General features: G+C 71.2%; 21 protein-coding genes and 2 tRNA genes. 7 read left to right on the top strand and 16 right to left on the bottom strand.

The annotated features are described in order from the left end of the window. Positions 1-209: 209 nt before the first annotated feature. From H7827_RS08310 to H7827_RS08280, 7 genes are all read right to left on the bottom strand, one after another. Positions 210-968 carry an IclR family transcriptional regulator gene (locus tag H7827_RS08310; protein WP_030736832.1) on the bottom strand — a complete coding sequence of 253 codons (759 nt, stop codon included), beginning with the start codon at positions 966-968 and terminating at the stop codon, positions 210-212. A 113-nt stretch (positions 969-1,081) separates the two neighbouring features. Beyond that, positions 1,082-1,873: an ectoine/hydroxyectoine ABC transporter ATP-binding protein EhuA gene (gene ehuA / locus H7827_RS08305; protein WP_030736829.1), complete on the bottom strand. Its 792-nt coding sequence runs from the start codon at positions 1,871-1,873 to the stop codon at positions 1,082-1,084. Positions 1,874-1,900: 27 nt separating this feature from the next. Then, positions 1,901-2,554 (bottom strand): ectoine/hydroxyectoine ABC transporter permease subunit EhuD, encoded by a 654-nt coding sequence (gene ehuD, locus H7827_RS08300; protein WP_030736826.1) that lies wholly within the window; start codon positions 2,552-2,554, stop codon positions 1,901-1,903. After that, complete coding sequence (gene ehuC / locus H7827_RS08295; RefSeq protein WP_043178476.1) at positions 2,551-3,249, bottom strand: ectoine/hydroxyectoine ABC transporter permease subunit EhuC; 699 nt, start codon at positions 3,247-3,249, stop codon at positions 2,551-2,553. The genes ehuD and ehuC overlap by 4 nt, the downstream gene beginning before the upstream one ends. After that, positions 3,249-4,172 (bottom strand): ectoine/hydroxyectoine ABC transporter substrate-binding protein EhuB, encoded by a 924-nt coding sequence (ehuB, locus tag H7827_RS08290; RefSeq protein WP_030736820.1) that lies wholly within the window; start codon positions 4,170-4,172, stop codon positions 3,249-3,251. Before ehuB ends, ehuC begins: the two co-directional genes overlap by 1 nt. A gap of 60 nt (positions 4,173-4,232) precedes the next feature. After that, on the bottom strand, positions 4,233-5,423 hold the full coding sequence (locus H7827_RS08285; RefSeq protein ID WP_432743831.1) for a S8 family serine peptidase: 1,191 nt from the start codon (positions 5,421-5,423) through the stop codon (positions 4,233-4,235). Continuing rightward, positions 5,420-6,754, bottom strand: coding sequence for a WXG100 family type VII secretion target (locus tag H7827_RS08280; RefSeq protein WP_432743829.1), 1,335 nt, complete (start codon positions 6,752-6,754; stop codon positions 5,420-5,422). Before H7827_RS08280 ends, H7827_RS08285 begins: the two co-directional genes overlap by 4 nt. 292 nt (positions 6,755-7,046) lie before the next feature. On the opposite strand from H7827_RS08280, the gene H7827_RS08275 reads away from it, so the two are divergent. After that, entirely contained in the window at positions 7,047-7,553 is a 507-nt protein-coding gene (locus H7827_RS08275) for a DUF3830 family protein (RefSeq protein WP_046724774.1), read from the top strand. Here the strand turns inward: H7827_RS08275 and H7827_RS08270 are convergent. Continuing rightward, a complete protein-coding gene (locus H7827_RS08270) occupies positions 7,496-8,980 on the bottom strand; it encodes an amidase (RefSeq protein WP_432743827.1) in 1,485 nt (494 codons plus the stop codon). The genes H7827_RS08275 and H7827_RS08270 overlap by 58 nt on opposite strands. Continuing rightward, on the bottom strand, positions 8,977-9,993 hold the full coding sequence (locus tag H7827_RS08265; protein ID WP_432743825.1) for a D-2-hydroxyacid dehydrogenase: 1,017 nt from the start codon (positions 9,991-9,993) through the stop codon (positions 8,977-8,979). The genes H7827_RS08270 and H7827_RS08265 overlap by 4 nt, the downstream gene beginning before the upstream one ends. A 236-nt stretch (positions 9,994-10,229) precedes the next feature. Here H7827_RS08265 and H7827_RS08260 point away from each other — a divergent pair, with 236 nt between their 5' ends. Then, a complete protein-coding gene (locus tag H7827_RS08260) occupies positions 10,230-11,129 on the top strand; it encodes a maleate cis-trans isomerase family protein (RefSeq protein WP_030736801.1) in 900 nt (299 codons plus the stop codon). A gap of 39 nt (positions 11,130-11,168) precedes the next feature. Continuing rightward, on the top strand, positions 11,169-11,942 hold the full coding sequence (locus tag H7827_RS08255; protein ID WP_262833116.1) for a maleate cis-trans isomerase family protein: 774 nt from the start codon (positions 11,169-11,171) through the stop codon (positions 11,940-11,942). 91 nt (positions 11,943-12,033) lie between these two features. On the opposite strand, the gene H7827_RS08250 is transcribed toward H7827_RS08255, so the two are convergent. Beyond that, positions 12,034-13,866, bottom strand: coding sequence for a putative bifunctional diguanylate cyclase/phosphodiesterase (locus H7827_RS08250; protein ID WP_432743823.1), 1,833 nt, complete (start codon positions 13,864-13,866; stop codon positions 12,034-12,036). Positions 13,867-14,179: 313 nt separating this feature from the next. Between H7827_RS08250 and H7827_RS08245 the strand changes: the two genes are divergently transcribed. Then, positions 14,180-15,400: a M6 family metalloprotease domain-containing protein gene (locus tag H7827_RS08245; RefSeq protein WP_432743821.1), complete on the top strand. Its 1,221-nt coding sequence runs from the start codon at positions 14,180-14,182 to the stop codon at positions 15,398-15,400. 104 nt (positions 15,401-15,504) lie between these two features. On the opposite strand, the gene H7827_RS08240 is transcribed toward H7827_RS08245, so the two are convergent. The 5 genes from H7827_RS08240 to H7827_RS08220 all read right to left on the bottom strand — a co-directional run bounded on the left by H7827_RS08240 (position 15,505) and on the right by H7827_RS08220 (position 17,736). After that, a tRNA-Lys gene (locus H7827_RS08240) sits at positions 15,505-15,578 on the bottom strand. A gap of 127 nt (positions 15,579-15,705) precedes the next feature. Beyond that, positions 15,706-15,779 (bottom strand) — tRNA-Lys (locus H7827_RS08235). After that, on the bottom strand, positions 15,770-16,306 hold the full coding sequence (locus H7827_RS08230; protein WP_386539997.1) for a hypothetical protein: 537 nt from the start codon (positions 16,304-16,306) through the stop codon (positions 15,770-15,772). Before H7827_RS08230 ends, H7827_RS08235 begins: the two co-directional genes overlap by 10 nt. Before the next feature lie 51 nt (positions 16,307-16,357). Next, on the bottom strand, positions 16,358-16,735 hold the full coding sequence (locus H7827_RS08225) for a hypothetical protein (protein WP_030736780.1): 378 nt from the start codon (positions 16,733-16,735) through the stop codon (positions 16,358-16,360). A gap of 122 nt (positions 16,736-16,857) precedes the next feature. Continuing rightward, the gene (locus H7827_RS08220) at positions 16,858-17,736 is read right to left on the bottom strand and encodes a phosphatase PAP2 family protein (RefSeq protein WP_432743818.1); all 879 of its coding nucleotides are present in this window, start codon (positions 17,734-17,736) and stop codon (positions 16,858-16,860) included. Positions 17,737-17,889: 153 nt separating this feature from the next. Between H7827_RS08220 and H7827_RS08215 the strand changes: the two genes are divergently transcribed. After that, positions 17,890-18,489, top strand: coding sequence for a histidine phosphatase family protein (locus tag H7827_RS08215; protein WP_432743816.1), 600 nt, complete (start codon positions 17,890-17,892; stop codon positions 18,487-18,489). A gap of 258 nt (positions 18,490-18,747) precedes the next feature. On the opposite strand, the gene H7827_RS08210 is transcribed toward H7827_RS08215, so the two are convergent. Then, positions 18,748-20,097 carry a tetratricopeptide repeat protein gene (locus H7827_RS08210; RefSeq protein WP_432743814.1) on the bottom strand — a complete coding sequence of 450 codons (1,350 nt, stop codon included), beginning with the start codon at positions 20,095-20,097 and terminating at the stop codon, positions 18,748-18,750. Positions 20,098-20,273: 176 nt separating this feature from the next. On the opposite strand from H7827_RS08210, the gene H7827_RS08205 reads away from it, so the two are divergent. Both H7827_RS08205 and H7827_RS08200 read left to right on the top strand, forming a co-directional pair. Continuing rightward, positions 20,274-20,639: a hypothetical protein gene (locus H7827_RS08205; protein ID WP_030736770.1), complete on the top strand. Its 366-nt coding sequence runs from the start codon at positions 20,274-20,276 to the stop codon at positions 20,637-20,639. Between the two features lie 25 nt (positions 20,640-20,664). Then, the gene (locus H7827_RS08200) at positions 20,665-21,519 is read left to right on the top strand and encodes a spermidine synthase (RefSeq protein WP_030736767.1); all 855 of its coding nucleotides are present in this window, start codon (positions 20,665-20,667) and stop codon (positions 21,517-21,519) included. The last annotated feature ends 31 nt before the right edge of the window (positions 21,520-21,550 follow it).

Below are 21,550 nucleotides of genomic sequence, written 5' to 3'. Positions count from 1 at the left end.
ATTTTGAGGGTAGAGGTATGTCAAGGCGCAGTGCGGGACAGCGACGGGCAGGGGGCACCGGACGCGGCGACACGGGCAACAAGGGGGCGGGTGGCCTGAGATGCGGCGAGCGGCGCCCGGGGCCGGTACCGGACCGGCGGGCCCGCCCCGGTGCGGAACGTGGGAGAGCCGCGGGGAGAGAAGGCGGCAGTGGCGAACGCGCCGCCGGGCTACAGCGCGAGTGACAGCAGCGCCGGGGCCGCCTTGCGGTTGAGCGTCTCCGCCGCCTGCCGCAGCCGGTGCGCCTCACCGACCGGCAGCGACAGCGCCAGACAGCCCACCGTCGCCCCGGCCGTCAGCGGCACCGCGGCGCACAGCGTACCGACCGCGTACTCCTGGAGATCCAGCACCGGCATGGTGGCCGGCTGCCGCTCCAGCGAGTTCAGGAGGACCCGGGCGTCGGTGATCGTCCGCGAGGTCAGCCGCGCCGCCCGGTGCCGCGAGAAGTGGTCCTGCCGCCCGTCGTGATCGAGCTGGCTCAGCAGGCACTTGCCGATGGCCGTCGCGTGCGCCGCCGACCGGAAGTCCACCCACTGGTGCACCGGCGGCGTCTCCGGCGCGTCCGAGACGTGCGGCACCTCCAGCTCGCCGTCCCGGTAGAGCCCGATGTACACGGCGGCACCCAGCGCGACGCGCAGCGCGTCCAGCGCCTCCTGGAGCTTCTCGTGCCGCACGCGCTGCCGGTCCCCGCCCCGGCTCAGCAGGATCAGCGCCTCGCCGGGAAGGTACGCGCCGTCCCGCAGCTGGTGCACGTACCCCTCGCGGGTCAGCATCAGCAGCAGGTGGGAGAGCTGACCGGGCGGCAGATCGATGTGCTCGGCGATCTCGTTCTCCGGGATGCCGTCGGGGTGGCCCGCGACGGTCTCCAGCAGCCGCAGCGCGTACTGCACGGAGTGGAAGGGGGCGGTCAGCCCGGGTGTGATCGCCACTTCGTCCTCCTGGAGGGGGAGTTGTGCCAGCTCGGACCCAGGGTAGCGACGATGCGGCCACCAGGGAGGCGGTCCGGCACAAGTGACTCCTCCGGTGCCGGACCACCCCGCGATCACAGCACGGTGCTCAGGAACTCCCGGGTCCGGTCGTTCTCAGGATCGCTGAAGATCTTCTCCGGCGACCCCGACTCCACGATCTTGCCCTTGTCGAACATCAGCACACGGTCGGAGATGTCGCGCGCGAAGCTCATCTCGTGCGTCACACAGATCATCGTGATGTCGGTGCTGTGCGCGATGTCGCTCAGCACGTCCAGCACGCCGGCCACCAGCTCCGGGTCGAGGGCGGAGGTGACCTCGTCCAGCAGCAGCACCTGCGGGCGCATCGCCAGCGCGCGGGCGATCGCCACCCGCTGCTGCTGACCGCCGGAGAGCTGACTGGGGTACTTGTCGAGATGCTCGGTCAGCCCGACCAGCTCGATCAGTTCCCTGGCCCGCTGCGCCGCCTCGTCCTTGTCCATGCCCAGGACATGGACCGGCGCCTCCATCACATTGCGCTGCACCTTCATGTTGGGGAAGAGGTTGAACTGCTGGAAGACCATGCCGATCTTCTTGCGGACCTCGCGGGTGTGCCGCTCCCCGGCGCGTACCAGCTTCCCGTTCTTCTCCTCGTGGGTGAGCAGGTCGCCGTCGACGGTGATGGTGCCCTCTTCGGGCCGCAGCAGGGTCATCAGCAGCCGCAGGATCGTGGTCTTGCCGGATCCTGAGGGGCCGATGAGGGTGACGTGCTTGCCGGTGGCGACGGAGAAGTCGAGTTCGTCGAGGACGGTCACCTCGCCGAAGCGTTTGGTGACCTTGTCGAACCGGACGAGTTCGGTGCCGTTCGCACGGCTGGGATCGTTGCTCATGGCTTGGGGTCTCTCAATGCAGTCGGTTCAGGTGGTGAGCGCGAGCCGGCGTTCGAGGGCGCGGATCAGCAGCGAGGCCGGGTAGGCGATCACCAGGAACGCGATGCCGACGATGGTGTACGCCTCGGAGGTGAAGGTGGCGTTGCTGAAGCTGCGTGCCTCGCCGAGCATCTCCAGGGCGCCGATGACCGCGATCATGGGCGAGTCCTTGAGCATGGCGATGACGTAGTTGCCCAGCGCCGGGACCACCCGCCGGATGGCCTGCGGCAGGATGACCGCGGTCCAGGTGCGCACCCGCGGCAGGCTGAGCGCGGTGGCCGCCTCCCACTGGCCGGGCGGCACGCCGCCGATGCCGGAGCGGTACACCTCGGCCGTGTACGTCGAGTAGTGCAGCCCCAGGCCCACGATGCCGGTGGTCAGCGCCGACATGGACGGACCCCACTCGGGCACCACGAAGTACAGGAAGAACAACTGCACCAGCAGTGGCGTGTTGCGGATGAACTCGGTGACCGCGTTCACCGGCCAGCGCACGGCGCGGAAGCGCGAACGTTGCGCTATCGCCCACACCAGGCCGAGGGAGAAGGCGATCAGGGTCCCCAGGGCGAGTGCCTGGAGGGTGACCAGCAGGCCCTTCCAGAAGTCGGGCATGAAGTCGGAGACGACGTCCCAGCTCCAGCTCATCGGGCACCGCCCCCCACACGCAGCGGGAACTTCAGGGCGGGCGCCTGGCCCACCCCCGCCTTGGCGGCCCGCTCCACGACCCGCATGCCGCGGGTGAGGACGAACGCCATCGCGAAGTAGAGAACCAGCAGCAGGGTGTACACGGGCGCGCTTTCATTGCTGCCGAGCCGGACCAGGTTGCCGGCGTACGTCATGTCGGCGACGCCGATGACGGAGACCAGCGCGGTGCCCTTGAGCAGCTCGATCAGCAGGTTGTTGAACGGTGGGACCATCTCGGGCCAGGCCTGCGGAATCTCGATACGGCGCAGCCGCTGGGCCCGGGAGAAGCCCAGCGCGACCCCCGCCTCGCGCTGGGCGACGGGCACGGCGGCGAGCGCGCCGCGTACCACCTCGGACCCGTACGCCCCGTACGTGAGGCCGAGCGCGAGCACGCCGGCGTACATCGGGACGAGCTGCCACTGGAGGATCAGCGGCAGGGAGAACGCCAGCCAGAACAGCATCACCAGCGCGGACATCCCGCGGAAGATCTCGAAATAGGCGCCGGCGAGAAAACGGACGATCCACAGGCGCGAGGTGCGCAGCGTGCCGATGGTGAACGCGACGACCGCGGCGAGCGCGGCGCTGTAGAGGGTCACCTGGATGGTGATCCAGATTCCCGGGAGGAAATAGTTCTGGAACATTCCTGAGGTCATCATCAGCAAAGCTCCTCGGCCGTGAGGTCCGTCATCTCGGCCTCGGTGAACCCGAAGGGGCTGACGATGTCGAGCAGCTCGCCACTGTCCTTGAGTTTGTGCAGTTCCACATTGAAGGCGTCGCGGAAATTCTTTTCGGAGCGACGGAAGGCGAAGCCGCCCGCGCCGTAGGCCGGCTCGCCGTTCACATAGGGCTGGAACGGTTCGGTGGCCTCGGCCCGGGGGGAGTTCTCGACGACGCCGGTGACGGTGACATTGGTCCCGGCGAACGCGGCGGCCCGCCCCTGGACGACGGCGTCGAGGCCGGCGACCTGGTCGGGGAGGATCAGCAGCCTGCTGTCCGGGATGCCGGCGGCGAGCGCGTAGTCGATCTCGGCGTACGCGGTGCCGGTCGCGAGCACCAGGTTCTGCTCGGCGATGTCCTCGTACCGCTGGATGTTGTGCGGGTTCCCGGCGGGCACGATGAACGAGTCCAGCATGAGGTAGTCCGGGTCCGAGAACAGGACCTGGGCGCACCGGGTGGGATTGATGTACATCCCGGCGGAGACCACATCGAACTGTTGCGCCTTGAGCCCGGGAATGAGCGCGCCGAATTCGACGGGCACCGGGGTGACGTTGTCGATCCCGAGCCTGGTGAAGATCACCTTGGCGATGGCCGGGGCCTCGCCGTCGGGCTCGCCGTCCTTGTTGATGTAGCCGAACGGCGGCTCGCTCGCGATGCCGACCTTGACGGAGCCACGGGAGCGGAGCCGCTCCAGCAGATCGCCGCCCTCGACGCTGCCCTCCGGGGGGATCCGGCTGCACGCGGCAGCCAGGGAGCCGAAGGCGCCGAAGGCGGCGGCACCGGCGAGGAGTGATCGCCGACTGATGCCGTTTGACGTCCGTCTTTCGTAAGGTGTCGATTTTGTCCGTTGCGGTGGAGCCATGGCGGCGCGGCTACCCAGCCTCAACGAACTTATGCGACTCCTTTCCGGTACATCATCCGATCAGACGCGTCGCCGGTACAGAACCCATCCGGTCACGGCGACGACCAGGACGGCGGCGGTGCCGCCGAGGATCCACGGCAGCGAACCGCTGTTCTCGCTGGTGGCGGCGGCATCCGCCTCCGGTCCCGGTGCGGGCTCGGCGCTGTCGTCCGGAGTCGTTTCGGGCGTCGGCTCGGGTGTGACGGGCGGCACAAGGCCCGCTTCCCAGTCGCGGAAGATGGGCGGGCTGTCGGGGTCGCCGGGGTCGCCTTCCCCGTCGATGACGACCCGGTCGGGGCGGACGATGCCGTACCCGGTGTAGTCATCGCGTCGCTGGTCATCGGGGCGTTCGGCGGTGTTGAGCATCACGCGCAGAACCTGGTTCTTGGTCCAGTCGGGGTGCTGCGACCAGATCAGCGCGGCGGAGGCGGAGGCGAGAGCGGTGGCGGAACTTGTACCACCCTCCTCACGGATGCAGGCGGGGCCGGAAAAGTTCCCACAGCGGCTGGGGGTGTCGTCCCCGGGGGCGGCAATGGATACCTGCGGGCCGTAGGTGGAGTAGGGCGACCTTTCACCGTTGCTGGCCACGGCGCCAACCCCGATGACACCGGGGAGGGACGCCGGAGCCGTTGGAACATTGTTCGTTGTGCCGTTGTTTCCTGCTCCAGCAAAAATCAGCACGTCATGCCGTGCTGCCATCTCTATCATGGGTGCAATATTTTGCTCCGAAACGGTTCCCGACATTGAGATATTGATGATCTGTGCGCCCGAATCGACGGCATGTTGTATTGCTTCCCCGATTCGGTCGGAATCGTTGAAGAAATTGACCTCCCCTGCGACGCGAATAGGGAGAATCGATGTCCCGGGGGCGAGTCCTTGGATTCCTTCCCCTCGTCCTTCGCCAGCGATGAGTGCGGCCATATCAGTGCCATGACCTTGCGCATCAGTATGTCCATGAGGTGCATCTGAAACGAGGTCGGTGCCGTCGAGGACTTGGCCTTGGAGTTCGGGGAGGGTGGGGTCGACGCCGGTGTCGATGACGGCGACGGTGATGCCTTCGCCGGTGGCGTGTTGCCACATTTCTTCGACGCGGAGGGTGTCGAAGTACCAGGGGTGTTGGGGGGTGTCTGCTGCCTGGGCGGTGCTGGGTGCGGTGGCCAAGGCTGCGGTGAGGGCAAGGGTGGTGGCGAGGGCCCGGCGGGTGGGGGTCATGGCTGCTGCCTGTCGTCCTTGCTCTCGTTCTTCTTTTTCTTCTTCTTGCCGTTTTTCCTGCCCTGGCCGGGCAGGCCGATCACACCGGTGGGTTTGGGCAGGGACCGCCCGCGCTCGCCACGGCCGGTGGCCGGCCGTCCGTCGACCGTCGCCTTCCCATACGTGCCACGCGGCGCGTTGGGCTGGTCGCCCTTGGTCGGGGTGAGGCGGGAGTTGGCGGCGTTCATGCCGGGCTGGATCACCCCACCGGGCGGGATACGTGATGCCACGGTGGGTTTCGCGTTCGGTACCGGTTTGCCTCCGAGGAGGCCGTAGTTGTTCGCTCTGCCCCAGGGGTTGCCCCCACCGGGGCCGCCACCGCCCGTGGGCGGGCGGCCCGCGGGAGGCTGCTGCCCACCGGGCATCCCAGGCCCGGCAGGTCGGCCGACAGGCTGCTGCGACCCCGGTCCACCGGGTGGGCCGGCAGACGGAGCTGATGGACGCATAGGCGGAATCTGGCCTCCCCTGCCGCCGCCACCGCCCATACTCCAACCCGGTCCGGACCGGTCAGAGCCATGCCACCCCGGTATCGGGCCTGTGACAGGCTGCTGCGGCGGACCGCCCGTCACGGGCCGATCAGGCGCCACGGGACCCGGTGGCCCCGACGCCGTAGGGGGAGCTGGAGGAGCCGCACCATTAGGCACCATCCCCACCGAATCCAACGACGTCCCCGCACCATCACCCGCATTCATTTCGGGGCGTACCACTTCGCTGGGGCTGTGTGTCGGATGTCTTGACGGTCCGTTGTGCCCGTAAGGAGGTGTGTCGGCGGTCTGCTGTTCTGGTCCGTACAAGGTCTGCGTTCCAGCGGTTGGGACCCCGCCATGCGCCTGACCGGGCGAACCCGTGGGGTTGTTCACCGGAAAGGGATTCACGAGATCCATTCCCATGAACTGTGGCTCCCGCTCGTTCACGTACTGGATCGTTCCCGCCGATGTCTTGTACACCGAGCCCAGGCGGTTGATGACGGCGATCGCTTCCTGGCGGCTGGAGTCCGCTTCGGTCATCGTCATGGGGCGGTCGCCGTCGCCGGTGTCGTAGGCCACGTCGAGAGCGGTCGCCGGCATCTCCTGGGGCGGGGCGGGTGGCATCTCGCTCTGGGCCTGGCGCAGAGCAACGCCCGCGTTGGTGATCGCGTGGGCCATGTGGCTCGCGTACGTCTTCAGATCCACCGACGTGTGATGGAAGTGGCGGACCCATTCGCGGAACTCGTCCGCCGTCTGACCCTGCCACTCCAACTCATTGGCGCGTGCCCGGATCTGCTCGCCCAGCCATTCCACCGTCTCGGCCACGGCCCCCAGCGTCTCCCCCCGCTGGATCAGCATGTCCGGCCTCGCCCCCGCCAGCAGCCCCTCCAACTCCCGGTGAGACATGCTCTGCAACTGCTCCGCGGCGTAGTCCTCGGAGCCGTGGCCCCTGTACGTGCCGCGATACGTCCCACTATCCTCCACGGTCCGGTCCCCTCCCCGTCGGCCTCTCCCCGCCAAGACGTTCGAGCCTCAGGATACGTTCCGCTGCCGACACGCTCCGGTGTGCCACCATGCCTGCAGCAGAACATCGTGTGCGGATCAGGAGGGATGTCCCATGTCGGACTCGGAGCGGTTCATCACCGTCTCGCTGGACAAGCGCGGGGTCAGCTGTACCGCCAAGCTGCTCAGTGACCGGGCGCCCATCACCTGCCATGCCGTGTGGGACGCCTTGCCGTTGGGTGGCGACGTCTATCACGCCAAGTACGCCCGTAATGAGATCTACACCCTCGTGCCGCCCTTCGCCCCCGAGGAGCCGCCGCTGGAGAACCCCACCATCACGCCGATCCCCGGCGACCTGTGCTACTTCACCTTCTCCGACACCCAGCTGGGCACCAAGGCCTACGGGTACGAGACGCACGCCGCCCACCAGGGCAAGGCGACCGTCGTCGATCTCGCGCTCTTCTACGAGCGCAACAACCTCCTCATCAACGGCGACGCCGGCTGGGTGCCCGGCATCGTGTGGGGGACCGTGGTCGACGGGCTCGACCGGATGGCCGACGCCTGTCAGGACCTGTGGCGCGCCGGTGCGCTCGGTGAGTCGCTCAACTTCCGGCGCGCGTAGGGGTCTTCGACCCGGGTGGCGCCCGAGGCGTCCAGCGCGTGGGCGACCGCCAGCACCCGTTCGTCCGTGTGCCGCGCCCCGACCAGCTGGGCGCCGATCGGCAGTCCGCCCGCGTCCGTGCCGCACGGCACGGTCGCGGCGGGCTGCTGCGTCATGTTGAAGGGGTAGGTGAACGGCGTCCACTCCGTCCACCGCGTCATACCGGAGGCCGCCGGCACCTCCGCCCCCGCCGCGAACGGCGCGATCGGCATCGTCGGCGTCAGCAGCAGGTCGTACGCCTCGTGGAAGCCGCCCATCGCCTTGCCCAGGGCCATTCGCACGTCCACCGCCGCCAGGTAGTCCAGCGACCCGTACCCGGCGCCCTGGCCGCAGATCTCCCGCAGCCCCGGGTCGAGGAGCGCCTGCCGCCGTTCGTCGAAGGGCTGGATCACCCGCGCGGCGCCCGCGAACCACAGCACGTGGAACGCTTCCCGCAGCTGGTCCAGCGACGGCAGCGGCGGGTCGGTCTCCTCGACCACCGCGCCCAGGTCGGCCAGCCGCTCGGCCACCCGCCGCACGGCCGCCGCGATGGCCGGTTCGACCCGCACCCCGTCGAAGCCGAGCCGTGGCGAGTAGGCGACCCGCAGTCCCCGGACGGTGTCCCCGGCCTCGGCCACCGCCGTGCGGAAGCGGTGGGCGCCGCCCGTGGCGGGCAGCGCCGACCAGTCGCGCGGGTCGGGGCGGGCGATCACATCCATCAGCAGCGCCGCGTCGCGGGCGTCCCGGGTGATCGGGCCGACGTGGGCCAGCGTCCCGAACGCGCTCGCCGGATAGATCGCGACCCGTCCGTACGTCGGCTTCAGCGCGAAGACCCCGCAGAACGACCCGGGGATGCGTACCGAGCCGCCCCCGTCCGTGCCCAGGCTCAGCGGCCCGGCCCCGGCCCGGACCGCCGCAGCGCTGCCCCCGCTGGATCCGCCGGCCGTACGCTCCGGGGCGTACGGATTGCCGGTCGCGCCGTGTCGCGGCGAGTCGGTCACACCCTTCCAGCCGAACTCGGGCGTGGTCGTCTTCCCGATGAACACCGCCCCCGACTCCCGCAGCCGGGCCACCGCCGGCGCGTCCTCGTCCCACACGCCCTCGGCGGACAGCGCGGCCGAGCCGCGCAGCGTGGGGTGGCCGCGCATCAGCAGGATGTCCTTCACCGTGACGGGCACGCCGTCCACCGGGCCGGCCGCCGCGCCGCGCCGCCAGCGGTCCTCGGCGGCCCGCGCCTGCTCCAGGGCGCCGTCGTGATCGAGCAGGACGAACGCGTTCAGCTCGGGCTGTACGGCCTCGGCCCGGGCGAGCGTGGCGCGCGTCGCGTCCACGGGGGAGACCTCGCCCGCCGCGTACGCCCGCGTGAGTTCTGTCGCCGTCCAGCCGGTCAGTTCCTCGTCCGCCGTCACGTGGGCTTCCCTTCCCCTCCGTCGGTGGCCGCGCCGGTGCCGGGGCCGTCGCCCGACACATAGCCCAGCCGCTTGTCGACCACGTTGAACAGCGGTTCCCCCGCCGCCCAGTGGTCGAAGTTGTCCAGGAACTGCTCCGCCAGGTCATCGCGCCACCCGAAGGTGTCCCCGCTCATGTGCGGCGAGACGATCAGCCCCGGCGCGTCCCACAGCGGGCTGTCGGCGGGCAGCGGTTCGGTGGCGAAGACATCCAGCGCCGCGCCCGCCAGCGCCCCGGCGTGCAGGGCCGCCGCCAGGTCCGGTTCCACCACATGGCCGCCCCGTCCGATGTTGATGAAGTGCGCTGTCGGTTTCATCCGGGCGAACGCGTCCGCGTCGAACAGACCTCTCGTCGCCTCGGTCAGCGGTGCCGCGCACACCACCCAGTCGGCCTCCGGCAGCAGAACGGGCAGGTCGTCGGCGGCCCGCACCCGGCCGAATTCCGGATCGCCGGCGCGTTCCCGGCGGCCGGTGAGTGTCACTTTGACACCCAGTGCCATGAGCGTCGAACCGATTCTCCGGCCGATCGGACCCGATCCGATGACAACCGCCCGGCTTCCGTACACCTTGAATGTCTCCCGGTGCCGCCAGCGGCGCTCCTGCTGCAATTTCCAGCTGCCCAGGAAATCCTTTGCCATGGCCAGGACCAGCCCCGCAACATATTCGGCGATCGGCCGGTCGAAGACGCCCCGGGCATTGGTAATGATCGTCGCGGCGGACAGCAGTTCGGGAAAGAGCAGCCGGTCCACGCCGGCGCTCGCGGTGTGCACCCACGCCGGGCGCGCTCCGGCGCCTGGCCAGGCCTCCCGTACCGCGTCGGAGCCGAAGTCCCACACGAGGAGTACATCCGCTTGGGGCAGCTGCCGGGCAAGGGCCGCGGCGCCGTCGGCGTGCAGGACGCGCGCCCGCCCGGCGAGCCGGTCGAGGCGGGGGAGAGGGTCGGCGTCAAGGACCAGGACACAGGATTCGGGCATCCGGCGAAACCGTTTCGAAACGAGGGCGTGTTTGGCTGGGGAGAAGGTGGTGCCAATGGAGGTGCGGTCGAGGATTGACCACGGTAGGGAGAAGAAACTACCTTCGTCAACGAAGGCCATCGACTCCCGGCGTCCCGGTACCGGAAGATTCGCCGACCGGTAGTGCGTTTCTGTATATGTCATCGTCCGGCCAGACTGGTTCTGCGCCGCCCCCGCGTTTGAATATGGGGTGTGAAATGGATGTCTCCTTCCTGGGTGGCCCGCAGCCGCAGCGTGGGATCGGAGTCGTGGCGCCGTTCGACTTCGCGCTCGATCGCGAACTGTGGCGGTGGGTGCCCGACGACATCTCCCTGCATGTGACACGGACCCCGTTCGTGCCGGTGGAGGTGAGTCTCGACCTGGCCCGGATGGTCTCCGAGCACGAGACCCTGCGGGAGGCGGTACGCGCGCTGTCCGCCGTGTCCCCCGAGGTCATCGCGTACGCCTGCACCTCCGGCAGTTTCGTCGGCGGGGTGGCCGGCGAGATGGCCATGACCACCGCGATGACCCAGGCGGGCGAAGCCCCCGCCATGACCACCTCCGGGGCGCTGCTGGAGGCGCTGCGCGAGTTGCGCGTGCGCCGGGTCGCGGTGATCACCCCGTACACCCGCTCGGTCACCGACTCCCTCGAGGACTTCGTGCACGCGGCCGGGGTCGAGGTCAGCGGACGCAGCTATCTGGGTCTCACCCGGGAGATCTGGCGGGTCGGCTACCGCGACGTGGTGAACATGGCCCGCGAGGCGACGGCGGCCGACGCCCCGGACGCGTTGTTCATCAGCTGCACGAACCTCGCCACCTACGATGTGATCCCGCAGCTGGAGGCGGAGCTGCGGATTCCGGTGCTGTCGGCGAACCAGGTCACGGTCTGGAAGGCGCTGCGGATGATCGGCAAGGAAGCGGTGGGCCCGTACCAGGCGCTGCTCGACCCGGCCGCGCGGGCCTCGCTGGAGGCGCTGTCCGCCATCCCGCCGCTGCCCACGGTCACCGCGCCGGAGCCGACCGCCGCGGCGGCGACGGCGGGGGAGGAGAGCCCGCTGGAGACGACCGGCGGGATGGTCTTCCCGGACGACCTCGGCGGTGGCCGGCCGCCCGGCTGAGGGTGACCACGACGAGCACGAGCAGGAAGCGAGCGCCGTATGGACGACAGCAGGGACGGCACGGACACGACGGCCGACGGCACCGTCGGATTCCTCTACCCCGGTTACTCGGCGGAGGACGACTACCCCCGGATGGAGGCCCTGCTGCGGGACAGCGGCGACCCCCGCGCCGCGGGGGTGCGGCTGCCGCTGGTCCACACCGACATGGGGACGGACGCCCACCGTGTGGACGCGCTGCTGGAGATGGGCGCGGTGCCCCGGCTGGCGGCGGGGGTCGGCGAGCTGAAGCGCGCGGGCGCGCGGGCGGTGGTGTGGGCCTGCACCAGCGCCAGCTTCGTATACGGCTGGGAGGGCGCGGGCCAGCAGGTGACGGCGCTCTCCGAGGCGGCCGGGCTGCCCGCCTCCAGTACCTCCTTCGCCTTCGCGCACGCGGTGGCCGAGCTGGGGGTGAGCCGGGTGGCGATCGCGGCGACGTACCCGGAGGACGTGGCCGGGCTGTTCGCCGAGTTCCTGAAGGTGGCGGGCGCCGAGGTGGTCGGTACCCGGGGCAGCGGCATCATCACCGCCGCCGAGGTCGGCACCTGGGGGCGCGAGGACGTGCTGCGGATCGCCCGCGAGGGTGATGACCCGGCGGCGCAGGCGGTGCTGCTGCCGGACACGGCGCTGCACACGGCGGCGTGGGTGGCGGAGCTGGAGTCGGAGCTGGGCAAGCCGGTGCTCACCGCGAATCAGGTGACGGCGTGGGAGGGCCTGCGGCTGCTGGGCCGTACGGTACGGGTGCCCGCGCTCGGCGCGCTGTTCGACCGGGCCTGACCCGCCCGCCGTCCGGCGCCGGTATCCGCCGGCACCGACGGCAGGCCCGGCCACCGGGCGTCCGAAGCCCGGCCCCGGGCCGATCGGACGGTCAGGAACCGTCCGCGAACCCCGTCGTCCCGCCGATCATGGCGGTGATCCGCTCCGGCGGCAGCGGCTTCGCGTACAGCCAGCCCTGACCGGTGTCGCAGCCGATACGGCGCAGCCGGTCGGCCTGGGCCTGGCCCTCCACGCATTCGGCGGTGACGGTCAGGCCCAGCTTGTGCGCGAGGTCCACCAGGGCGGTCACGATGGTCTCGTCCGCCGGGTTGAGGTGGCGGGCGGTCCTGAACCCCTTGACGAACGTCCCGTCGAGCTTGAGGGCGCGTACCGGCAGCTGGGAGAGGTAGGCGAGGTTGGAGTAGCCGGTGCCGAAGTCGTCGATGGCGATCCGTACCCCCATCTCGGACAGTTCCTGGAGTGCCTGGAGGGGTCGCCCGGCCGGGCCCATGACGGCGGATTCGGTGAGTTCCAGCTGGAGGAGCCCGGCGGGCAGTCCGGTCTCGGCGAGCACCCGGGTGACGTCCGCGACGACGTCCGAGTCCCACATCTGCCGCACCGCCACATTGACGCTGACGAACGGCGGCGGGCGGTGCTGGTGGCTGAGCTGCCAGGCGCGGGCCTGCCGGCAGGCCTCGGTGAGCACCCAGCGGCCCAGCGGCACGATGGCGCCGTTCTCCTCGGCGAGGCCGATGAAACGGTCCGGGGTGAGCCGCCCGAACTGCGGGTGCTGCCAGCGCACCAGCGCCTCGACGCCGCGCAGGGTGTCGTCCGCGAGTGCCACGATCGGCTGATATTCGAGGACGAACTCGCCGCGTTCGATGGCGGGGCGCAGCGTGGCGGTGAGCGACTGGCGGGTCATGCGGTGCGCGTTGCGCTCGGGGTCGAAGAGGGTCCAGCGGGCCCGGCCGTCCGCCTTGGCCCAGTAGAGCGTGGTGTCGGCGGCCTGCATGAGGGAGGTGGCGTTGACGCCGGCGCATTCGCGCTCCACGACGCCGATGCTCGCGGAGACGGACAGCCGCTGTCCCGCCACGTCGAAGGGGCGCTGGAGGGCGGCCAGCATCGCCTGGGCGAGCCCGGTGAGCTGATCCGTGCCGGCGGAACTCTCCACCAGTACGGCGAACTCGTCGCCGCCCAGCCGCGCCACCAGGGTGCCGGTCCCGGTGGTGCCGTTCGTGCACTGGCTCAGCCGCCGGGCGGCGGCGCTCAGCAGTTCGTCGCCGACCCGGTGGCCGTGGGTGTCGTTGATGGCCTTGAAGCCGTCCAGGTCCAGGTAGCACAGGCCGATGCGGCCGGTGGCGGAGTCGTTCAGGGCGGCGGTGAGGCGTTCCACGAACAGCGAGCGGTTGGGCAGCCGGGTGACCGGGTCGTGCATCTGGAGGTGCCACAGCTTCTCGCGCAGTTCGCGCCGTTCGGTGATGTCGAGCACCGAGAGCAGGGCGCCGCCGTCCGGCCCGGACGGCCGTACGGTGACCTCCGCCCAGACGGTGTGCCCGTCGGCGTGTTTCAGCCGCCGGGTGCAGCGCAGTTGCTCGCGCCGCCCGCTGAGCACCGCGTGGTACGGGCCCCGGGTGTCGCCGTCCAGGCCGAGGTCGAGCCCGGTGGCGGCGTCGGCGGGGAGGCCCGCCAGTTCGCCGGGGCCGTGTCCGAGCAGGGTCTCCAGCGCCGTGTTGGCGGCGGTGATCCGGCCGGAGGGGGCGATCAGCGCCATCGGCGCGGAGGCGATCCGGAACGCGGCCCGGTAGTCGGCCCGGTGACCGGCCCGGGGATCGGTCTGCTGGTCGGCCCGGTAGCGGGCCTGAACATCACGCTCCGTGATGACCGGCCGGGGGATGTCCTGGGCGCCGCCGGGTGGGCCGCCCGGTCCTGGGATGGGTCCGTTCACCGATCGCTCCTGGGCTGCCGGCCGGGGGAATCCGCTGGAAATGTGCCGATCATAGAGGCTGATCCGTGGCCGGAGCCAGCTCCTTCCGGGCCTGTCTCGATCCCCGACCCCACCGCCCCGCACACGTTTGCGAGGAGCTGATCGGTTCTGCCCACCCGGGGCAAGGTAGCGATCGTTCCCGAAAGACATATACGCAGGGTAATCGTACTGCTCGTTAGGCCGGCCGGCCCAATCCCATGGGGCACAGCGGGACAGAAGTGAACACAGTGGTGAGGGCATCTCCCCGCTCCCGCACACCCCATGGGAGGCAGACGTGTCACGGAGCGCCCTCCTGCGGCCCGCCGCCGTCCTCACCGCGCTGACCGCCCTCATGGGGAGCACTCTCACCGCGGGACCCGGCACAGCCGCGCTCGCCGACGAGCCGTGCGGCCTGCCGCGCTCCGCGCACCACCACTCCGAAGGCCTCGACACCTGGAACGAGGCCTACCCGCGCCCGGTGGGCACCCTCGACGCGGTGATGGTCTTCCTCTCCTTCCCCGACTCCGGCGACCTGCTCGACCCGGCCGACATCGCCGCCGACCACACCCCCGCCACCGACGACTTCTTCCGGCGCGCCTCCTACGGCCAATTCGAACTCGCGATGGACGTGGTGCCCCGGTGGACCGAGATGCCCGCCCCGTCCACCCACTACGCCGTCCAGCGCGACTGGGACGCCCAGCTGCGCACCGCCTACCTGCGCGACGCCCTGACCGTCCTCGCCCCGGTCGTCGAGGACCTCGGCGCGTACGACGTCATCTATCTGGTCGCCGACCCCCAGGCGCCCGGTGTGGACTCCGACGCCACCAAGGTCGTCAACTTCCACGAGCCGCTGCGGGTCGGCGACACGGAGATCAGCCGCGTCGTCACCGTCTTCGAGAAGCGGCCGCCGGACCGCAACGTCCTCGCCCACGAGACCGGGCACATCTTCGACCTGCCCGACCTGTACAACCGGCCCGTCGGCGACTACGGCGACTGGGACACCCACGTGGGCGACTGGGACCTCATGGGCAGCCAGTTCGGACTCGCCCCCGAGCCCTTCGCCTGGCACAAGTGGAAACTCGGCTGGCTCACCACCGAGCACGTCGACTGCGTACGGGCCCCCGGCACCACCCGGCACACGCTCCAGCCGCTCACCGCGCCCCTGGACGCCGCCAACCCCGCCGCCGACACCCGTCTGGCCGTCATCCGCCTCGGCCGCACCGAGGTCCTGGTCGCCGAGGCGCGCACCCGGGAGGGCAACGACAAGCGGGCCTGCACCCAGGGTGTCCTGCTCTACAAGGTGCGCAGCGACGTGGCCTCCGCCGACGGCCCGATCCAGGTCATCGACGGCCACCCGGGCACCGGCGCCTGCCACGGCAGCTCCGTGCACCCACGGCTGGCGGACGCCCCGCTGGGGACCGGGGAGAGCTACCACGACAAGGAACACGGCGTACGGGTGGAGGTGGGGGACCGGACGCCCGCGGGCGGCTGGAATCTCAAGATCGTCAAGGAGTGAGGGGGGGAGGTGTGGGTGGGGGAAGGGCTGCGGGGTGGAGGAGCCAGCCGGTTCGGGGGGTACGGAAAAGGCCCCCCGCTGCTGCGAGAGGCCTTCCGTGTCGGTGCGCCGCCAGGGACTCGAACCCCGGACCCGCTGATTAAGAGTCAGCTGCTCTAACCAACTGAGCTAGCGGCGCCTGCTGACGTCATAAAGATTAGCACCCCGCGCGCCCCCTTCCGAACCACCCCGGGATGCGGTAGGAGCCGCCGGTTCGAGGGGTACGGAAAAGGCCCCCCGCTGCTGCGAGAGGCCTTCCGTGTCGGTGCGCCGCCAGGGACTCGAACCCCGGACCCGCTGATTAAGAGTCAGCTGCTCTAACCAACTGAGCTAGCGGCGCCTGCTGACGTCGTAGACATTAGCACCCCGCCGGTCATCAGCAAAAATCGCTTTCTCCCGCCCCCGCCCGGCCCCCTCCCTGGCCGCCCGGACACAGGCCCACAGCAGCACCTCGGGGCCCGGCAGCCAGGGATGACGGCTCTCGGGCGCCACCAGCCAGTGACCGTCCGCCGCCGTCGTGCCGTCCGGCACCGTCACCACGTCCCCCACGCCGTGGCACAGCAGCGGAGGGATCAGCCGGGTGCCGCGGCTCCACTCCTCCCAGCGCAGCAGCGCCGGCAGCCTGGCCGCGGTGCCGGGCGCCGCGAACAGCAGCAGCCGGCCCCGGTACGCCGCCACCGGACCCCGGCCCGGACCCGCCGACCACAGCCGCTCCAGCACGCGCCGCCCGAACAGACCCGGCGCGCTGATCACATCGAAGTCCGTGCCGCAGCGCGCCGAGGCCAGCCACCGGGCCCCGGAGGGGGTCGGTGTCGGCGCGGGCACAGGTGCCGGGGCGGGTGTCGGGAGAACCGCGGGTTCCGTCATGACACCCAGATGTACGGGACCGGGTGCCGCCCCCGCTGCATCTCCGGGAAATCAGGACAGCGGGGGGTGACCTCCGGTACCGTGCGGCGCCTGCCGCCGCTGGAGCCGCCGGCCGAACTCGATCATCTTCACCGCGTAGTCCTCGGTCCACTCCGCCCGCTCGGCGATCTGGGCCGCCGACAGCCGGTCGAAGCGGCGCGGGTCCGCCAGCTGGGCGGCCGCGACGGCCTGGTACTCCACCGCGCGGTCCGCCGCGGCCTGGAAGGCCACGGCGAGTTCGGTGGCGCGCGACAGGAGCAGATCCGGCTCGGAGATGGACTCCAGATCGAAGAAGTGCTCCTCCTCCGGGGCATCCGTGGGCGGTTCGAAGAACAGCCCGGCGGGGCGGCGGAAGCGCGGCGACTCGGGTGCCGGTCCGGAATCGGTCATGCGGGAGCCTCCACGGCTGCTGAGCGGCGGGTGCGGGGGTGCTGGGACGCGAGGGGCGCTGGGACGCGCGATCGGATGCGCGTGCGGATCGGGGACGTGGGGACGCGGGAATCCTCCCCAGGTTACGTCCGCGAGCCACCCGAGGTCCGGGCCAGTTCCGCTTCGCTCCGGTCGCCACTCCGCGCGCCGTCCGTACGCTCCGGGGCGTACGGCCCCGCAGACACGGACCCGTCGCGGGACGCCGACGCGCTCCGTACCAGCCCCAGGCGCTCCTGGAACCGCTCGGCCAGCCGCATGAGGGGCCGGGCCAGCAGCAGCCCGGCGATCATCACCGCGATGCCGGCCAGCGCGTCGATGAAGTAGTGGTTGGCGGTGCCCATCACCACCATCACGGTGATCAGCGGGTAGCCGACCGCGAGGGAACGCATCCACCAGGTGCGCGGCCCGAAGTACCACAGCGCGACCCCGCACCACACCGCCCAGCCGACGTGCAGGCTCGGCATCGCCGCGTACTGGTTGGTCATGTCGCCCATCCCGCTGGGCGCGCTCGCCTCGTCACCCCACCACCCGTACTCGCTGTACTGGGAGAGGCTGTCGGTGAAACCGTGCCGGTCGTGCAGCAGCCGGGGCGGCGAGGTGGGCATCAGGGTGAACCCGATCAGCCCCATCAGGGTCGACCCCATCAGCCAGGTCCGCATCAGCCGGTAGTGCGCGGCGCGGCGTTTGAACAGCCAGACCAGGATCGCCGGCGTGACCAGGTAGTGCAGGGACGCGTACGCGAAGGAGGATGGTATCCCCAGCCACGCCTCCTGCGTGAACAGGTCGTTGAGCGGCTCCTCCGGATTGAGGAACAGGGACCGTTCCAGACGCAGGATCGCCAGTCCGTTCTCCACCGCCGTACTGACATCACCCCTGGCCAGCAGGCGGGCGCCGGAATACGCCCCGTAGACAACCACGATCAGCAGCAGCTCGGTCCACCAGCGGGGCCGGACTCGGGGCATGGGGTCGGACTCCAGTGTTCGGGCAGGGACAGTTCACCCCGCGGACAGCGGGGCGTAAGGGAACAGACGCTCGGTCGGTGCCCATGGTTCCATGCGGGAGGATGGGAAAATCAGCCACGTACCACCCGGTACACCGTGAGAGAAGTGAGAATCATGACCGCGCGCATTCTGCTGGTACGGCACGGGCAGACCGCCTGGTCGGTGGATGGACGGCACACCGGGCACACCGACGTCCCACTGCTCGACGAGGGCCGGGCGGACGCCAAGGCGCTGGGCGCGCGGCTGCACCGCGCGCCGTGGGACGGGCTGCGCGGCGCGCAGGTGCGCACCTCGCCCCTGTCGCGCGCCAAGGAGACCTGCGAGCTGGCCGGATTCGGCGACCGGGCGAGCGACTGGGACGCGCTCAAGGAGTGGGACTACGGCGACGCCGAGGGCCGCACCGGCGAACAGATGGCCGAGGCCCGGGGCGGTGAGTGGGTGCTGTGGCGCGACGGGGTGCGCGGCGGCGAGACCTTCGCGCAGCTGTCGGCGCGGGCCGACGAGGTCGTGGCGTGGGCACAGGAGGTCGAGGGTGACGCGGTGCTGTTCGCGCACGGCCACATCCTGCGCTCGGTGGCGGCCCGCTGGCTGGGCCAGGACGTGCGCTTCGCCTCCCGCATCCGCCTCGCGCCTGCCTCGCTGTCCGAACTGGGCTGGGCCCACGGTGAACCGGTCCTGGCCCGCTGGAACGACACGGGCCACCTGGAACACTGAGCGCGTACCCACGCGCTTGAGCCGTGCCGGGCGGGGACGCGCTGCGCAGGTGAACGAAAACCGGCCGGCGTCAGGACAAAAGCACAGGTCAAAAAGGGTGCTCCCCGCACACGCGGGGATGGTCCATTCCAGACTACTCACGTGAGTAGTCTGGAAAGGGTGCTCCCCGCACACGCGGGGATAGCCGTCCGGGCCGTTCCGGGTCGTTGGTCGGTCGCCGCCTCGTCGGCCTGACCGCCTGACCGCCCGCCTCGCGGGCTATGCCGCGCGGGCGGTGAAGGTGGCTACCTCCGGGGTGTTTTCGTACGGGACCAGGCGTTGTGCCGTGCGGCGCAGGAGGGTGCTGATGCGGGAGGAGCGGACGCGGTCCAGGAGGTCGAGGGCCTGGCGGCCGGCCGAGGCGGCCTCTTCGGGCTGGCCGCCGTGCGTCAGGTGGTCCGCCAGTTCGGCGAGGTACAGCGCCCGGTTGCGTACCAGGTGGGGTTCCCGCGCCGTGAGCGCCCGGCGTGCCGCGTCGCCCGCGCGCTCCCAGTCCTCCAGCGCCGCCCAGCAGTGCGCCTCCTGGCTGGCCAGTTCCGCCTCGTTGAAGAACGTCATCCAGGCCGGGTCCGCGTCGTCCGGACCGTGTCCGAACGCGGTGTGGGCCCGGGCCAGGGCGAGTTCGCAGCCGCGGCGATCGCCGAGGCCGGCCCAGCCGCCGGCCTCGCGCAGCGCCAGCAGCGAGTGCAGCCGGTGCGAGCCGGCCGCGCGGGCGGCCTGCTGGCCGGCCTGTGCGGCGCGGACCGCCTCCCGGTGGCGGCCGGTGTCGCGGGCGAGGAATGCCGTGTTGCAGAAGGCGTGCGCCTCCAGCGCGCGGTCATCGCTCATGCGCGCCGTGGCCAGGGCCTCGGCGTAGTGCGAGCGCGCGTCCGCGTGGCGCCCCGAGTCGTGCGCCAGCCAGCCCACCGACAGCGCCAGTTCGCCGGCGGCGGCGTGCAGCCGGGCGCTGACGGAGGCGCGGGCCGTGCCCGCGTCCAGCAGTTCCTGGGCGGCGCGCAGTGTTTCACCGGCCGGGCCGTACAGCTCGTCCGCGCCGTAGCGGTCGTCGAAGTCCCGGATGTCGGTGACCGCTTGTTCCACCGCCGCGGCCTCGGTGGCGCCGACGTGATGCGGCGTCGTGGTGGCGGCGGCCGGGCCGGCGGCCGCGGCGGTGGTCAGGGCGGCGAGGGGGGTGAGGGACGCCACGGCGGCCGGGCCACCGGCCATGAACACTCGGCGCAACACGTCGCTCTCCTCACGGTGGTCGGTGCCGGTGCGGTCCCTGGTGGTGTACCCAGCAATTCGTACTGATGTGCTTACTCCGGCGCGCGCCCCGCGCCCGCGCACGGTGTCCCGGGGGGCGAAGCCCAGGTCGGCGAGGGTGCGGCCGGGAAACATATGGCGGAATACCCGCTCATAGGCGTAGTTCGGACAGCGGATGACACCCGACTCCACCCGCCCGATGTACCGGGCGTCGCAGCTGACGGTCTCGCCGATCTCCCGAGCCGCCCGCCGTACCGCCGTGGCGAACTCCGCGGCCGAACGGGTGCCGCGCAGCGCCCGGAAGGCTCGGTTCGGTGACGTGGCCATATCGGGACCGTACCCGCCGCATAGCGCCCAAGGGACGTCGATGTACGTACAGATCGGATATTCCGCCCGCGATCTGCCATGAACTGCCACTCGTTTCAGCGGCACATGCCCGTAGCCATTGACGCCTGTGCGGCGTTGTACCTCACACACCGATGTGACGTGAGGAGTGAATCCCCATGGTGAACGGCGGCGGAGCACAGCCGTGCGATCTGGTCACGGTACCGGCCAGGGAGGGCCTGGAAGCCGTGGACCTGATGGTGCGGCTGCTGAACGGCACCGGGCCCGTCCTGCACGACAGGAATGGCGACACCCTGGGCTTCCTCGTACCGCCGGGCACCGCGGAGCGCTGGGATCTGCCCGGCAGCGCCTGCACTCCCACCTACGGCCAGCCGCAGGGCGTGGGGCGCCCGCCGGTCACCGGCACCGGCTGGCTGGTCCCGCCGGACGGCTCCGTCCCGCACGCCACGCCGCCCGAGCGGCTGCGCACCGCGCTGCGGCACGCGGCCCGGCTGCTCGCCGCGGCCGACCGTTGTCAGCCCTGACCGGTACCCGGGCGATACTGGTCGGATGGCACGACGAGGACGGCAGGCGGCGGAGACGACCACCGCGCAGGTGGCGGGCGGGCGCGCGGAACTGCTGCCCGACGCCGATCGCGCCGAGGCGTGGGAACTGCTCCTGGACGGCGCGCCGCAGTCGCACGTCGACCTGGCCGAGCCCACCCGGCTCGGTTTCGAGTACCAGCGCCGGCTCGGCCATGTGATCGACGTTCTGGCCCCGCCCCGCGCCCCGCTCCGGGTCGTGCACCTCGGCGGCGGCGCGCTCACCCTGGCCCGCTACGTCGCCGTCACCCGGCCGCGTTCCGGACAGCAGGTGGCCGAGCCCGACGCGGCGCTCACCGAGTTCGTACGCCGGCACCTGCCGCTGCCCGCCGGCGCGCGCGTCAAAGTGCGCGCCCTGGACGCACGCGAGGCGCTCGACAGGCTGCCGGAGCACTCCGCCGACCTCGTGATCGCCGACATCTTCGCCCACGCCCGCACCCCCGCCCACTGCGCCAGCGCCGAATTCCTCGACGCCGTACGCCGGGTGCTCGCCCCCGGCGGAACGTACGCGGCCAACATCACCGACGGCGGCCCGCTGACCCATCTGCGCGGCCAGACAGCCACCGCGCTCAGCCGCTTCGGCACCGCCGCCCTCAGCATCGCCCCCGCCGTGCTGCGCGGCCGCCGTTACGGCAACGGCATCCTGCTCGCCGCCGACGGACCGCTGCCCCTGGACGCCCTGCGTCAGCGCCTGGCCCGCGAGCCCCAGCCCACCCGGCTGCTCACCGACACCGCGCTGACCGACTTCACCGCCGGCGCCGCGGTGGTCACCGACGCCACGGCCCAGCCGTCCCCGGCCCCGCCGGAGGGCCTGTTCGACTGAGCGGGACTCCGCGCGCCCGGCCCTCGTGGCG

The organism is Streptomyces sp. JH002 (assembly GCF_050916115.1).
Lineage (GTDB): Bacteria > Actinomycetota > Actinomycetes > Streptomycetales > Streptomycetaceae > Streptomyces > Streptomyces xiamenensis.
This window is presented reverse-complemented; position numbering and strand designations above follow the sequence as displayed.

Excerpts from the sequence above, each read along its gene's own strand:
- ehuA (WP_030736829.1), bottom strand. The coding sequence starts at position 1,873 with ATGAGCAACGATCCCAGCCGTGCGAACGGCACCGAACTCGTCCGGTTC.
- ehuD (WP_030736826.1), bottom strand. The coding sequence starts at position 2,554 with ATGAGCTGGAGCTGGGACGTCGTCTCCGACTTCATGCCCGACTTCTGG.
- ehuC (WP_043178476.1), bottom strand. The coding sequence starts at position 3,249 with ATGATGACCTCAGGAATGTTCCAGAACTATTTCCTCCCGGGAATCTGG.
- ehuB (WP_030736820.1), bottom strand. The coding sequence starts at position 4,172 with ATGGCTCCACCGCAACGGACAAAATCGACACCTTACGAAAGACGGACG.
- H7827_RS08285 (WP_432743831.1), bottom strand. The coding sequence starts at position 5,423 with ATGACCCCCACCCGCCGGGCCCTCGCCACCACCCTTGCCCTCACCGCA.
- H7827_RS08275 (WP_046724774.1), top strand. The coding sequence starts at position 7,047 with ATGTCGGACTCGGAGCGGTTCATCACCGTCTCGCTGGACAAGCGCGGG.
- H7827_RS08265 (WP_432743825.1), bottom strand. The coding sequence starts at position 9,993 with ATGCCCGAATCCTGTGTCCTGGTCCTTGACGCCGACCCTCTCCCCCGC.
- H7827_RS08260 (WP_030736801.1), top strand. The coding sequence starts at position 10,230 with ATGGATGTCTCCTTCCTGGGTGGCCCGCAGCCGCAGCGTGGGATCGGA.
- H7827_RS08255 (WP_262833116.1), top strand. The coding sequence starts at position 11,169 with ATGGACGACAGCAGGGACGGCACGGACACGACGGCCGACGGCACCGTC.
- H7827_RS08230 (WP_386539997.1), bottom strand. The coding sequence starts at position 16,306 with ATGACGGAACCCGCGGTTCTCCCGACACCCGCCCCGGCACCTGTGCCC.
- H7827_RS08225 (WP_030736780.1), bottom strand. The coding sequence starts at position 16,735 with ATGACCGATTCCGGACCGGCACCCGAGTCGCCGCGCTTCCGCCGCCCC.
- H7827_RS08220 (WP_432743818.1), bottom strand. The coding sequence starts at position 17,736 with ATGCCCCGAGTCCGGCCCCGCTGGTGGACCGAGCTGCTGCTGATCGTG.
- H7827_RS08215 (WP_432743816.1), top strand. The coding sequence starts at position 17,890 with ATGACCGCGCGCATTCTGCTGGTACGGCACGGGCAGACCGCCTGGTCG.
- H7827_RS08210 (WP_432743814.1), bottom strand. The coding sequence starts at position 20,097 with ATGGCCACGTCACCGAACCGAGCCTTCCGGGCGCTGCGCGGCACCCGT.
- H7827_RS08205 (WP_030736770.1), top strand. The coding sequence starts at position 20,274 with ATGGTGAACGGCGGCGGAGCACAGCCGTGCGATCTGGTCACGGTACCG.
- H7827_RS08200 (WP_030736767.1), top strand. The coding sequence starts at position 20,665 with ATGGCACGACGAGGACGGCAGGCGGCGGAGACGACCACCGCGCAGGTG.